Origin of the sequence: Phenylobacterium sp. (assembly GCF_030693805.1) — a bacterium.
In the GTDB taxonomy this organism is placed as follows: domain Bacteria; phylum Pseudomonadota; class Alphaproteobacteria; order Caulobacterales; family Caulobacteraceae; genus Phenylobacterium.
On record NZ_JAUXZW010000116.1, the window covers coordinates 1 to 12,510 of the forward strand.

Annotated in this window: 13 protein-coding genes; 5 read left to right on the plus strand and 8 right to left on the minus strand. The window is 67.9% G+C overall.

Features of this window, described 5'->3' with window-relative positions:
- From Q8M88_RS05240 to Q8M88_RS05250, 3 genes are all read right to left on the minus strand, one after another.
- Positions 1-533 (minus strand): acyl-CoA dehydrogenase family protein (locus tag Q8M88_RS05240; protein ID WP_305595192.1); only part of this gene is annotated, 533 nt, incomplete at its 3' end.
- Positions 534-886: 353 nt separating this feature from the next.
- Positions 887-1,654, minus strand: coding sequence for an SDR family NAD(P)-dependent oxidoreductase (locus tag Q8M88_RS05245; protein WP_305595193.1), 768 nt, complete (start codon positions 1,652-1,654; stop codon positions 887-889).
- A 58-nt stretch (positions 1,655-1,712) separates the two neighbouring features.
- Entirely contained in the window at positions 1,713-2,900 is a 1,188-nt protein-coding gene (locus Q8M88_RS05250; RefSeq protein ID WP_305595194.1) for a CaiB/BaiF CoA-transferase family protein, read from the minus strand.
- A gap of 153 nt (positions 2,901-3,053) precedes the next feature.
- Here Q8M88_RS05250 and Q8M88_RS17690 point away from each other — a divergent pair, with 153 nt between their 5' ends.
- The 4 genes from Q8M88_RS17690 (at position 3,054) to Q8M88_RS05265 (ending at position 6,442) form a co-directional block, all read left to right on the plus strand.
- Positions 3,054-3,224 carry a LysR family transcriptional regulator gene (locus Q8M88_RS17690; protein WP_371132634.1) on the plus strand — a complete coding sequence of 57 codons (171 nt, stop codon included), beginning with the start codon at positions 3,054-3,056 and terminating at the stop codon, positions 3,222-3,224.
- An 80-nt stretch (positions 3,225-3,304) separates the two neighbouring features.
- Complete coding sequence (locus tag Q8M88_RS05255; RefSeq protein ID WP_305595195.1) at positions 3,305-4,465, plus strand: acyl-CoA dehydrogenase family protein; 1,161 nt, start codon at positions 3,305-3,307, stop codon at positions 4,463-4,465.
- 10 nt (positions 4,466-4,475) lie between these two features.
- Positions 4,476-5,363, plus strand: coding sequence for an acyl-CoA dehydrogenase family protein (locus tag Q8M88_RS05260; RefSeq protein ID WP_305595196.1), 888 nt, complete (start codon positions 4,476-4,478; stop codon positions 5,361-5,363).
- Positions 5,363-6,442 carry a phosphotransferase family protein gene (locus tag Q8M88_RS05265; RefSeq protein ID WP_305595197.1) on the plus strand — a complete coding sequence of 360 codons (1,080 nt, stop codon included), beginning with the start codon at positions 5,363-5,365 and terminating at the stop codon, positions 6,440-6,442. Before Q8M88_RS05260 ends, Q8M88_RS05265 begins: the two co-directional genes overlap by 1 nt.
- 71 nt (positions 6,443-6,513) lie before the next feature.
- Here Q8M88_RS05265 and Q8M88_RS05270 read toward each other — a convergent pair whose 3' ends face one another.
- The gene (locus Q8M88_RS05270; protein ID WP_305595198.1) at positions 6,514-7,209 is read right to left on the minus strand and encodes an SDR family NAD(P)-dependent oxidoreductase; all 696 of its coding nucleotides are present in this window, start codon (positions 7,207-7,209) and stop codon (positions 6,514-6,516) included.
- A 22-nt stretch (positions 7,210-7,231) separates the two neighbouring features.
- The gene (locus tag Q8M88_RS05275) at positions 7,232-8,635 is read right to left on the minus strand and encodes an AMP-binding protein (protein ID WP_305595199.1); all 1,404 of its coding nucleotides are present in this window, start codon (positions 8,633-8,635) and stop codon (positions 7,232-7,234) included.
- 117 nt (positions 8,636-8,752) lie between these two features.
- Here Q8M88_RS05275 and Q8M88_RS05280 point away from each other — a divergent pair, with 117 nt between their 5' ends.
- Positions 8,753-9,598, plus strand: coding sequence for an enoyl-CoA hydratase (locus Q8M88_RS05280; RefSeq protein ID WP_305595200.1), 846 nt, complete (start codon positions 8,753-8,755; stop codon positions 9,596-9,598).
- Between the two features lie 5 nt (positions 9,599-9,603).
- Here the strand turns inward: Q8M88_RS05280 and Q8M88_RS05285 are convergent, their stop codons facing one another.
- From Q8M88_RS05285 to Q8M88_RS05295, 3 genes are all read right to left on the minus strand, one after another.
- Entirely contained in the window at positions 9,604-10,470 is an 867-nt protein-coding gene (locus Q8M88_RS05285; protein ID WP_305595201.1) for an alpha/beta fold hydrolase, read from the minus strand.
- A 43-nt stretch (positions 10,471-10,513) separates the two neighbouring features.
- Entirely contained in the window at positions 10,514-11,686 is a 1,173-nt protein-coding gene (locus tag Q8M88_RS05290) for a CaiB/BaiF CoA-transferase family protein (RefSeq protein ID WP_305595202.1), read from the minus strand.
- Positions 11,687-11,785: 99 nt separating this feature from the next.
- On the minus strand, positions 11,786-12,510 hold a 725-nt coding region (locus Q8M88_RS05295), incomplete at its 5' end, for an FAD-dependent oxidoreductase (protein ID WP_305595203.1).

The following is a 12,510-nucleotide window of genomic DNA, read 5'->3' on the forward strand; positions in this document are numbered from 1 at the left end:
ATGAAGGCGTCCGCGGCCCCGTCGCTCTCGGCGATGACCAGAAAGTGGCTGCAGCTGGACGCCAGGGGCACATAGGCCTTCTTGCCGCTCAGGATGTATTCGTCGCCCGACTTGCTCGCCTTGGCGGAGATCTTAGTGACGTCGAAGGAGAACGACGGCTCCATCATGGCGATGGCTGCGGCCTGGAACTTGGGGCCGGAGAACGCCTTCAGCAGCTCGCGCTGCTTGGCCGAGCCCTGATCGGCGATCGCCTGGACGAAGCCCATGGACGAGGCCACCGCCAGCGCGAGACTTGCGTCGGCCGCGGCCAGCTCCTCCAGAATGATGGCGTTGGTCACCGGCGAGCGGCCCTCGCCGTCTGCGTCCGCCTGCGACTGGATGATCTCCGTCGCCCAAAGCGCGCTCAGCACTCCGTCGTCGATCTTGGAGTCGTCGTCGAGCCGGCGCGTCTCCGGACGCAGGACCGTCTTGGCGAACTCACTCATCGTCGAGCGGACGATCTTCTGCTCTTCGGACAGTTCATAAGAGATCACGGACGCGATCCTCCCCGTTTGCGGTTGCGATGAAATTCGCCGGGCGCGGCGAAGGGCTATTCGCACGATCATGCGACGTTGGCGTAAATTCTCACGTCCTGCCGGTAACGTCAATCATCAAACTGACGTTAGAATATTTAACGGCGAAAAAGTCGTGTGAAAGCAGTGACTCTTCACGTTTACCCAGCGGGAACGTGGCGCACGACGATGCGCTGGAGGAAGCATGAACGCCGCCTCCGGTTGTCTGCCGATCTCGCCATCCGCGTGTTGGGTGCTCGCCGCTAGCGGTCCGGATATTCCTCCCGTCGAAGGAGGAGGACGTCCGGACCGTCGTGGCGGGGGAAGACTATCCTTTAGCGGGGCGCCATACGCAGAGCGCCGTCGAGGCGGATCGTCTCGCCGTTCAACATCGAGTTCTCGATGATCTGCGCGGCGAGCTGCGCGAATTCCGGCGGCACGCCCAGGCGCGAGGGATGCGGCACCGCCGCGCCCAGGGAGTCGCGCACGTCCTGCGGCAGACGCGCCAGCAGCGGGGTGTCGAAGATCCCCGGCGCGATGGTGCACACGCGAATCGCCCGCTGGGCCAGGTCGCGGGCGGCGACCAGGGTCATGCCGACGATGCCCGCCTTCGACGAGGCGTAGGGGATCTGGCCGATCTGACCTTCGTAGGCGGCGATCGAGGCGGTCAAGATCACCACGCCGCGTTCACCGTCGACCAGCTCGTTCTTGGCGGAGCTCGCCGCCGCCAGCCGCAGCACGTTGAAGCTGCCGACTAGGTTCAGAGTGATGACGCTGGCGTAGGTGTCGAGCGCGCCCGGCTGGCCCTCACGGTCGAGGATCCGCAGCGCCTTGCTGCCGCCCGCGCAATGGACGGTCGCGCGCACGGGCCCCAATGCTTCGGCGGCGGCGAACACCGCCTGCATCTGCGCTTCGTTGGTCACGTCGCCAGCAACGAACTTGACCTTTGCGCCCAGTTCGCGGGCCACGTCTTCGCCGGGCGAGGATGCGAGGTCGACGATGACCACGTTGGCTGCGCCCTGGCTCAGCAGACGCTCTGCGGTGGCGCGACCGAGCCCGGATGCGCCGCCCGTGACGACGGCGGTGATGCCTTGGATGTTCATGAGTGTCCCCTTGGGTCTTAGCGGCGCCTCGGAAGCGCTCGTTGATGATGGTGCGGCCCTAGATCGAACCGGATTGTCGTAAGCCCGCGATCTCCTCGGCGGAATAGCCGAGTTGGCTCAGGATCTGGTCTGTGTGTGCGCCGAGTTCGGGCGCGGCGCTGCGGATCTCCGCGGGCGTTTCGCTCATGAAGATCGCCGTCTGCGCCACCGGTGCGGGTTTCGACAGGCCCGGATAGTCGAGCGTGTGCAGCAGCTTCAGCGCCTGCACCTGCGGATGGTCGAGCACTTCCTGCGGGCTGAGGATCGGGCCGGCGGGGATCTTGGCCGCGGCCAGCAGCTCCAGCGCCTCGTCGCGATCGTGCTCCAGGCACCATTTGGCCGTCCGCGCCGACAGTTCGGACCCGTGGTCGCCGCGACCGATGTCATCGGCGAAGCGCGGGTCCTCCAGCCACTTGTCCTCGCCCATCAGCCGCGCCCAGCGCTTGAACAACGGCAAACCGACCACATGGGTCAGCAGCCACTTGCCATCCTTGGCCCGATACATGTCCGTGGGGCCGGAGGTGGGGCCGCGGTTGCCCGTGGCGACCCGGTCGGAGGCGATCACCGCCTGCTCGATCAGGGCGGCGTTGTTGAACGACACCGCGGTGGGCAGCAGGGCGGCCTTCACTTCCTGGCCGCGCCCGGATTTGCCGCGCTCGATCAGCGCCAGCACCGCGCCCAGCGCACCGTGCAGGGCGGTGCCGAAATCGACCCAGCTCACCGTCGTGCGGTAGGGTTGGTCAGGTTCGCCGCTGAGATAGACCGCACCCGACATCGCCTGGCCGATAGTGTCGAAGCCCAGTCGATCGGCCCACGGCCCCACGCCAAGGAACGCCGACAGGTTCACCAGGATGATGTTCGGCTTGATCGCCTTCAGAGTCTCGTAATCGAGGCCCATGGCCTTGAGCGTGCCGCCCGGAAGATTGGCGACGACGATGTCGGCGCTCTCGACCAGTCGACGCACCACATCCGTTGAAGCCGGATTCATCGGATCCAGGGTCACGGAAAGCTTGTTGCGCGCGACCTGCATGAACAAGCTGCCTTCGCCGCCCTCGGTGATCGGGACCACGAAGCGATCCTCGCTGCCTTCACGCTTTTCGATGCGGATGACCTCGGCGCCGAAATCGCCCAGCACGGTCGCGCAATAGGGTCCGGCGACATAACGCCCGAAATCGAGGACGCGCACGCCGTCAAGAATACCTGCCAAGCCGTTGTCTCCGTTTACGCCGTAGCCTTGCGCCGAGCCACTGGGCCCGCCCTCAGGTCACAGCCAGGGCCACCCTTATGTCGCCGGCGTCATCGGCTCTAATACCTCGTGGCCGACCTCTGATCGGGATCCGATATCACGGAACTCAAACAGATCCCGCAGTTTCTCACCCTCGTCGAGACGCTGGATTTCCATCGCGCGGCCGAGATCCTGAACATCGCCCAGCCGCCGCTAGCGGTGTCAATCGCCAAGCTCGAAGCCGAGCTCGGCGCGCCGCAATCGCCGGCTAGAATTGCCGTGGACTATCGCCCCCTTCGAAGATGATATTTGACGGGCATCGCATTTGCGTCGCATCGCCAGGGTGCGGCGGGGCAGCGCCGCGCAACCCTAGTGAGGCTCAACCCATGTCGCTCGTGCTCGAGTCACCGCCGATCCACCCGCTTCCCGCCGAAGACGAAGCATTGCGCGCGGAGATCAAGGCGTTCATCGCCGAGACATTGGACGGCGTCCCGTCGTCGGCGCGTGCGCGTTCCTGGATGGGATTCGACGCAGAGTTCAGTCGCAAGCTCGGTGAGCGCGGTTGGATCGGCCTGACGCTGCCCAAGGAATACGGCGGTTCCGAGCGCGGCGCCTTCGCCCGGTTCGTGCTTTCGGAGGAACTGCTGGCTTCCGGCGCCCCGGTCGCCGCCCACTGGATCGCCGATCGCCAGAGCGGCCCGCTGATCCTGCGCTTCGGCACAGAGACGCAGCGTCAATTCTACATCCCGCGCATCTGCCGCGGCGAAGCCTTCTTCTGCATCGGCATGAGCGAGCCCAACTCCGGTTCCGACCTCGCCAGCGTGCGCACCACCGCGGTTCAGAACGCCGACGGCTGGAAGCTCAACGGCTCGAAGATCTGGACCACCAACGGCCACCGCTCACACTACATGATCGCCCTGGTGCGCACCTCGGGCACGCCGGCCGACCGCAACGCCGGCCTCTCCCAGTTCATCATCGACCTGCAGGCGCCGGGCGTCACGCGCCGCCCGATCATGGATCTGGCCGGAGACGCGCACTTCTCGGAGATCCATTTCGACGACGTGCAGCTCGGCCCCGACACCCTGGTCGGCGAGGAGGGCGCGGGCTGGGAGCAGGTCAACGCCGAGCTCGCCTTCGAGCGCAGCGGGCCGGAACGGATCTACTCCAGCATGGCGCTCACCGACGCCTGGATCGCCTGGCTGCAGGCGCGCGGCGACGTCACCGAATCCGAGACGCTGCTGGCCGGCCAGATCTCCGCGCGCCTGGCGGTGCTGCGATCGATGTCGCTGGCGCTCACCGAACGGCTGTCGCGCCATGAGAGCCCGGTGATCGAGGCCGCCCTGCTGAAGGATCTCGGCACCAGTTACGAGCAGTCGATCCCCGCCCTGGTCGGTGAGATGGTCGCCGCCGCCGTGGACGCCGACGTGCCCGCCGACCTTCTGGCGACGCTCGACTATGTGACCGCGATCAGCCCGTCGTACTCGCTACGCGGCGGCACGCGCGAAATCCTGCGCGGCATCATCGCCCGCGGCCTGGGCCTGCGTTGAGGACGTACCGATGGACGACATGCTGAGCGAACAGTTCGACCGCCTGCTCATGGGCCTTGGCCCCATCGAGCAGACCGATGCAATGGACGCAGGCCCGCAGAGCGCCGCCTGGCGCGCGATCGCCGAGTCCGGCTTCCTCGACGCCGTGACGGCCGAAGAGCATGGGGGTGCGGGTGTTTCGTTCTCCGAGATCTTCCCGCTGGCGGTGACGCTGGGGCGCCGCCTGACACCGGCGCCGGTCATCGAGACCATGATCGCCCGCGCCATCCTGGCCCAGGCGGGGCATGAGCCGCCGGAAGGGTCGATCGCGCTGGGCGACACCGGCGAAGCGGCCGCCTGGCGCCTGCGCGACCTGGGGGGCCGCCTTGCCCTGGAGCCAGCGGCCGGCGGCGCCTCCATCGAGTTCGCCTGGAACGGCGCGCCCTTGCGCAACCTTGCCGCCGCGACGCTCGCCGCGCGCATGGCTGGCGCGGTCGAGGTGGTGCTGACCATGACCATCGACTACGCCTTCATGCGCAAGCAGTTCGGGCGAGAGATCGGCAAGTTCCAGGCCGTGCAGCAGCAGCTCGCGGTGATGGCCGAGGAAGTCGCCGCGGCGTCCGCGGCCGCCAGGCTCGCCTTCGTCGACGATTTCACCGCCCTGCCCAGCGGCCTGGCCGCCGCCGCCAAGTTGCGCACCGGCGAGGCCGCGCTGCTGGTCGCCACCACCGCCCATGCCCTGCATGGCGCGATCGGGATCAGCAAGGAGCACACCCTGCAGCTGTTCACCCGTCGTCTTCACCGCTGGCGCCTGGCCGGGGGCTCAGGTCCCTACTGGGGGCTGTTGATCGGCCGCGAACGCCTGGCCTACACCGGCGGCTCGGTCGATTTCGTCCGCACCCTCGCGGACGTCCGCTGATGAGCGTCGCCCAAGGGGTCGAAGCGGTCGCCCTCGCCAACGAGACGGCCTGGCGCGGGCTCGTCAACCTCGATCGCCTGGCTGGCTGGATGGACGTCCGCGGGCTGGGGGCGGGACCGATCGAGGACGCCGTCGCGCTGCAGGGCGGCACCCAGAACGTCGTCCTGCGCTTTCGCCGCGGCGCCGACGCCTTCGTGCTGCGCCGTCCGCCGGCCAAGCCGATCATGGACGGCGACATGACCATGCGCCGGGAGGCCCGCGTCCTGGCCGCCCTCGCCGGCAGCGGCGCGCCGCACCCGCGCCTGCTGGCCGCCTGCGACGATCCCTCGGTGCTGGGGGCGGGTTTCTATCTGATGGAGGCGGTGGACGGCTTCTCGCCGGCGAACGTGCCCCTGCCCGCGCCGCACGGCGATGAGCCGAAGATGCGCCACGCCATGGGCCTGTCGGTGATCGACGGCCTGGCCGCGGTGGGTGGCGTCGACTACCTGGCCCAGGGTCTTGAGGATTTTGGCCGTCCCGAAGGCTTCCTCGAACGCCAGGTCGGCCGCTGGATGAAGCAGCTGCAGGGCTACGAGGCCTTCCACGGCTGGACCGGCCGCGCCGAGTTGCCCGGCGTCGACGCCATCGCCCAGTGGCTGGAGGACAACCGGCCCGCCACGTTCGCGCCGGCGATCATCCACGGTGACTTCCACATGGCTAACATGATGTTCTCGCGCACCACGCCGGATCTCGCGGCCATCGTCGATTGGGAGCTGTCGACCATTGGCGACCCCCTGGTCGACCTGGGTTGCTTGCTCGCCACCTGGGCGGATCCGGACGGCAGCCATCCCGGCTGCGTGTCGGTGACGCCGTGGGCGGGCTTCCCGACGGAGAGCGAGCTGGTCGCCCGCTACGCCGAACGCAGCGGTCGCGACGTCTCCCAGGTCAACTGGTACGTGGTGCTGGCCTGCTTCAAGCTCGGCCTGATCCAGGAGGGCACCTATGCGCGCGCCCAGGCCGGCCAGGCCGATATGGGCATCGGCCGGCACCTGCACCAGCTAACCATCAACCTGCTGGAGCGCGCGCTGCGCCGCATCTGATCGCGCCGCGGCGTGCCCTGACCGTGGGCGTCCTCGGGCCCATCTCGGTGGTCGCCGGCGGCCGGCGCGTCCTAGACCCGGCCGGTCACCGGCAGCAGCGCGCCGGTCACTGCGCTCGCTTCGTCGGAGGCCAGGAACAGGATCACCTGCGCCAGCGCGTCAGGCGTCACCCACCGCGTGAAGTCGGCGTCGGGCATGTCGGCGCGGTTTGTGGGCGTGTCCAGGATCGAGGGCAGCACGGCATTGACCGTCACGCCCTGGTCCTTGAGTTCTTCCGACAGGGTTTCGGTCAACCGATGGATCGCGGCCTTGGACGCCGCGTACGGTCCCATGCCGGCGGCGGCTTTCACCGCGGCGTTGGCGCCGACGTTGATGATTCGTCCCGCCGTGCTCTGGGTCAGCAGCGGGATCGCCGCAGCACTCGCGTTGAGCGCTGTGGTCAAGTTCAGTCGGTGCAGCTCGCCCCAGGGCTCGACGCCGCCGTCCGCCAGCGTGGTCCAGGTGAACCCGCCGGCGACGTTCACCAGCACGTCCAGGCCGCCCTGCCGTTGGGCCACGTCCTCGACTACGGCGCGGGCCGCCGCCGGATCCGCCAAATCCACCCCACCCTTCAGATAAGCCCCGTCGCCCAGCGACGCGGCGAGCCCCGCGGGAGGCTCAGGCGAGAAATCCACCAGCGCCGTGCGCCAGCCCCGCGCCACGGCCGCCGCCGACACCGCGCGCCCCAGCACGCCGAAGCCGCCGGTCACCAATAGGCTCTTGCTCATGGTCGTTTCCCGCGCCGCACAATCAACCTGCCAGCACGTCGGCGAAGCGTTCGCGCAGGAGGTTCTTCTGGACCTTGCCCATGGCGTTTCGCGGCAGTTCATCGACAAAGACGATGCGCTTGGGCGTCTTGTAGGCGGCGAGTTTGGTGCGGGCGGCGGCGATCAGCTCGGCCTCGACGCCCTGGCCCATGACCACGGCGACCACGGCCTCGCCGAAGTCAGGATGCGGCACGCCGATCACCGCGCTCTCGATGACGCCGGGCGCCTCGTCCAGCACCAGCTCGATCTCCTTGGGATAGACGTTGTAGCCGCCCGAGATGATCAGGTCCTTGGCCCGGCCGGAGATCCATACCCGCCCGTCCTCGTCCTGGCGGCCGACGTCGCCGGTGATGAAGTAGCCGTCGGCGGTGAACTCCTCGGCAGTCTTTTCGGGCATCCGCCAGTAGCCCTTGAACACGCTGGGTCCCTTGATCTGGATGACGCCTGTCCCTTCGCCGTCGATACGCAGGGCGACGCCCGGCAGCGGGAAGCCAACGCTGCCTGCGAGGCGTGCGCCGTCCAGCGGGTTGGAGGTGATGATCGCGGCCTCCGACATGCCGTAGCGCTCGAGGATGCGCTTGCCCGTACGCTGCTCGAACTCGGCGAAGGTGCTCTCCAGCAGCGGGGCCGAGCCGCTGATGAACACGCGCACGCCGGATGCAGCCTCGCGGGTGAACTGCGGGTTGGCCAGCAGGCGGGTGTAGAAGGTCGGCACGCCCATCATCACCGTGGCGCGGCTCAGCCCGGCCAACACCTCGGCGTCGTTGAAGCGTGGCAGCCAGATCATCGGGCAGCCGCTGAGGAAGGCGCAATGCATGGCCACGAACAGGCCGTGGACGTGGAAGATCGGCAGGGCGTGCAGCAGCACGTCGGACGGCGTGAACCCCCAGATCGCGTGCAGCGAGCGGGCGTTGTCCAGCAGCGCCGCGTGGGTCAGCATCGCGCCCTTGGAGCGCCCCGTGGTGCCGCTGGTGTAGATGATCGAGGCGAGGTCGTCGGGGCCGCGGGCCACCGCCTCGTCCAGCGGCGCCACGCCGGCGGCCTCCTCTACGAACCCTGGCGCGTCCTGGATGAACACCTTGGGTTCGGCGTCCCTGAGGAAATAGTCCACCTCGGCCGGCGTGTAGGCGATGTTCAGCGGCAGGAACACCGCGCCGGCCTTCAGCGCGGCCAGGTAGATCACCACCGCCTGCGGGCTTTTCTCGACCTGCAGCGCCACCCGGTCGCCGGGCTCCACCCCGCGCGCCACCAGCAGCGCCGCGGCATGCGAGACCTGCGTCTCCAACGCGCCGTAGCTGAGCTCGCTCCCATCGGCGAAGATGAACACCGCCGCGCTGCGGTCGCCTGGAAAACCCTCGGCCAGGCGGGTGTACAGATTGGCGCTCATCGCTTGCACTTCACCCCTGGCCCTCGTTAGCTGGTTGCGCGAGAACGCGCCGGTGACGTCCTACATGCCGGTTTCGGCGCAACGTACAATTCATAAGACGATCATAGGAGGCCAGGCGTGAGCGGACCGACGGCGCAAATTGCTCTGGGAGACCCTGAGGCGGACCGGATCGACACCGGCACTGAGCGCCTGATCGCCCGCGTCGAAGGTGCGATCGGCTGGCTGACGTTCAATAATGCAGAGCGCCGCAACGCCATCTCGATCGATATGTGGGCCGGCATGTCGGTGGCGTTGAAGGCTTTCGAAGAGGATCCCCGCGTCCGCGTCGTCGTGCTGCTGGGCGCCGGCGACAAGGCCTTCGTCTCCGGCGCCGACATCTCACAATTCGAGGAACAGCGCGCGTCGGCCGAGGCGGAGGCCAATTTCCGCCAGATCAGCGGTGCAGCGCAGGCCAAGCTGTCCGGCCTCGCCAAACCGTCTGTGGCGATGATCCGCGGCTTCTGCATCGGCGGCGGCCTGGCCGTCGCTCTATCCTGCGATCTGCGCATCGCCGCCGAGGGTTCGCAGTTCGGCATCCCAGCCGCGCGCCTGGGTCTGGGCTACGGCTACGAGGGCCTGGCCAAGCTGGTCGACATCGTCGGGCCGGCCTACGCCAAGGAAATCATGTTCACGGCGCGCCGCCTTCAGTCGGATGAGGCCCTGCGGATGGGCCTGGTCAACCGTATCGTCCCAGGTGATCAGCTCGAGCCGACCGTGCGCGAACTGGCCGACATGATGGGCGCGAACGCGCCCTTGACCGTGCGGGCCGCGAAGATGGCGGTGGATGAGGCGGTCAAGGACCCGGCGCATCGCGACCTGGCCGCCGTCACCGCCGCCGTCGCCGCCTGCTTCGCCAGCGAGGACTTCATCGAGGGCCGCCGCGCGTTCATGGAAAAGCGCACGCCGGTCTTCAAAGGTCGATAGCGCCGCTAGGCCGGGCGCGGCGTTGCGCGCGGGTCGCGGGGGCCCCAGCCGCCGCGCTCCACGGCGGCGAAGAACTCGGCCAGCATCTGGTTGTACATCGCCGGCTCCTCGAGGTTCATCGCGTGGCCGGTGCGCGGCGCCATCCACATGCCGGCGCGCGGGATGGTCCGCTTGAGGAAGATGTTCACCTCGATCACCCCGTCGTCCTCGTCGCCGACCATCAGCAGCACAGGCGTCGTGAGTTTGCGCAGGTCCGCCTCGCGACCATAGAGGGTCGGTCGCTGGGCCTGGAAGTTGAGCATGGTCTTGCCCGACCCCTTCGCCGGATGCTCCAGCAGGTACTCGCGGAATTGCGCCCAGCCGCGCGCATCCTTGTTCTGTAGCTGCACCCGCGTCGGTCCGAGCGATGCGAACTCGATCGCCGCGTCCCAGCCAACTTCCAGAAGCCCGTGGCCGCGCTTCAGCGACTCCGTCGGGTCGGGCTTCCGATCCAGCGGCAGCGACGCCGAACCACCGCTGGAGAACGCCACCGCGGTCACCCGGTCCGGGTAGGCCAGGGCGAATTGCAGCGCCGAATAGGCCCCCATGCTGAGCCCCACCAGATGAGCTTTCTCGATCCCCAGGTGGTCCATCAAGGCGCGGATGTTGTCGCGCTGCTGCTCATACCCGTAGGCGGCGTCGTCATCGGGCACGTCGGAGGGCGAATAACCCAACGAATTGTACGTGATGCAGCGATAATGTCGGGAAAAATAGCGGACCTGCGGCTCCCATGTCCGATAGTCGGCGGCGAACTCGTGGCAGAAGATGATCGGCTCACCTTCGCCGGTCTCTTCGTAGTAGAGCTTTCCGGCTCCGCTCTCGGCGTAAGGCATGCGGCCTCCCCTGTTGGCTGCTTCTGTTCGTTGTCGGCGTTGGTCAGACGACCTGGTCGGCGATCAGTTGGTCGATTTCCGCGCTCGAATAACCGAGCTCCAGCAACACGTCGCGGCTATGCTGCCCAGGGTCGGGCGCGGCGGTCCGCAATGCGGGGTCCAGACCTGATATTTCAATAGGTTGTCCTACCAGGTTGATGTCGCCCAGGGCCGGATGGTTCACCGGCTGCGACATGCCCAGGTGCATGACCTGCGGATCGGCGAACACCGCATCGATCGCGTTGACCGGGCCGCACGGGACGCCCACCGCATTCAGCGCGGCGATCCAGTCCGCGCTGGTCCGGGTCCGCGTGATCTTGGCCATCTCGGCGTTGATCTCGCTACGATGCTTGGCGCGTTCGCGTGCAGTGAACCGTGGGTCCGTCACCAGGTGCTCGGCCCCCGCTACTTTACAGAAGCCCTCAAACATCGCCTGGCCGGAAGCCGCCAGATTGATCACCCCGTCCGCGCTGGGGAACAGGCCCATGGGCACCGCGGTGGGGTGGTCGTTGCCGGTCTGGCCGGCGACCTCGCCCTCCATCAGCCAGCGCGCGGCCTGGAAATCGAGCATGGCGATCTGGCCCTGCAGGAGCGACGAACGAACCCAGCGCCCCTTGCCCGTGACCTCGCGGTCCAAGAGCGCGGTCATGGCGCCCAGCGCGGCGTACAGGCCGGTGGAGCTGTCCGACACGGCGATGCCGGCGCGCACGGGGCCCTGACCCTGCAGGCCGGTGATCGACATCAGGCCGCCCATTCCCTGGATGATCTGATCCAGACCCGGTCGTTTGGCGTAGGGACCGTCCTGGCCGAAGCCCGAAATGCTGACGTAGACCAGCCGCGGGTTGATCGCGTGCAGGGTGTCGAAGTCGATCTTCAGCCGATGCTTGACGTCCGGGCGGAAGTTCTCGAACAGCACGTCGGCGTCGCGCACCAGCCGGTAGAAGACCTCCAGGCCAGCGTCGGATTTCAGATCGATTTCGATCGAGCGCTTGTTGCGGTTGAGGTTCTGGAAGTCCGAGCCGCGCCGGTCACTGGTGACCGCCGAGCGCCCGCCCTTGCCCTCGACCATCAGCACCTGGGCGCCCCAGTCGGCGAACTGACGCACCGCCGTAGGCCCCGAGCGCACCCGAGTCAGATCGAGTACGCGAAAGCGTTCCAGCGGCAAGGGATCTGCCATGCGGTGTCCTCCGCCCAGCCGTCTGACGCGCGCGACTGTCGCCGCGGCAAGTTCGCCGAGATCATCGGCAAAGTCACCCGCCAATGCGGCCGACGGGCCCTAGCGCGGTAGCTTGCTGACGCCCATCAGATAGGCGTCCACCGCCTGGGCGCACTGGCGTCCCTCGCGGATCGCCCAGACCACCAGCGACTGGCCGCGCCGCATGTCGCCGCAGGCGAAGATGTTCGGCGTCGTGGTGTGATAGTCTTGGACGTTCGCCTTCACCGCGCCACGCGCATCCAGCTCCACGCCCGCCTGCGCCACAAAACCCGCCTGGCGGGGACCGGTGAAGCCCATCGCCAGCAAAACCATGTCGGCCTTGATCTCGAACTCGCTGCCGGCGACCTCCTGCATGCTCATGCGGCCATCCGCGCCGGCCACCCATTCCAGGCGCACGCACCGCAGCGCCGTGACCTTGCCGCCGTCGCTGAGCACCTGCTTGGTGGCCACGGCGAAATCGCGCTCGCAGCCCTCTTCCTGGGACGAAGAGGTGCGCATCTTCATCGGCCAGTCCGGCCAGGTCATCTGCTTGTTCTCGCGCTCCGGCGGGCGCGGCATAATCTCGAGTTGCACCACCGAGGCGGCGCCTTGGCGATTGGACGTGCCGATGCAGTCCGAACCGGTGTCGCCGCCGCCGATCACCACCACATGCTTGCCCTTGGCGCTCAACGTGCCGCCGGGCGCGGCCACGGCTTCGGCGTCGCCGGCGTTGCGCTTGTTCTGCTGGGTGAGGAAATCCATGGCGAAATGCACGCCGTCCAGGTCGCGGCCGGGGACCTCCAGGT

What these genes read in the sequence shown, in the direction of transcription:
- Q8M88_RS05245 (WP_305595193.1), bottom strand. Translation starts at nt 1,654, where the DNA reads ATGAACATCCAAGGCATCACCGCCGTCGTCACGGGCGGCGCATCCGGG.
- Q8M88_RS05255 (WP_305595195.1), top strand. Translation starts at nt 3,305, where the DNA reads ATGTCGCTCGTGCTCGAGTCACCGCCGATCCACCCGCTTCCCGCCGAA.
- Q8M88_RS05260 (WP_305595196.1), top strand. Translation starts at nt 4,476, where the DNA reads ATGGACGACATGCTGAGCGAACAGTTCGACCGCCTGCTCATGGGCCTT.
- Q8M88_RS05265 (WP_305595197.1), top strand. Translation starts at nt 5,363, where the DNA reads ATGAGCGTCGCCCAAGGGGTCGAAGCGGTCGCCCTCGCCAACGAGACG.
- Q8M88_RS05270 (WP_305595198.1), bottom strand. Translation starts at nt 7,209, where the DNA reads ATGAGCAAGAGCCTATTGGTGACCGGCGGCTTCGGCGTGCTGGGGCGC.
- Q8M88_RS05275 (WP_305595199.1), bottom strand. Translation starts at nt 8,635, where the DNA reads ATGAGCGCCAATCTGTACACCCGCCTGGCCGAGGGTTTTCCAGGCGAC.
- Q8M88_RS05285 (WP_305595201.1), bottom strand. Translation starts at nt 10,470, where the DNA reads ATGCCTTACGCCGAGAGCGGAGCCGGAAAGCTCTACTACGAAGAGACC.
- Q8M88_RS05290 (WP_305595202.1), bottom strand. Translation starts at nt 11,686, where the DNA reads ATGGCAGATCCCTTGCCGCTGGAACGCTTTCGCGTACTCGATCTGACT.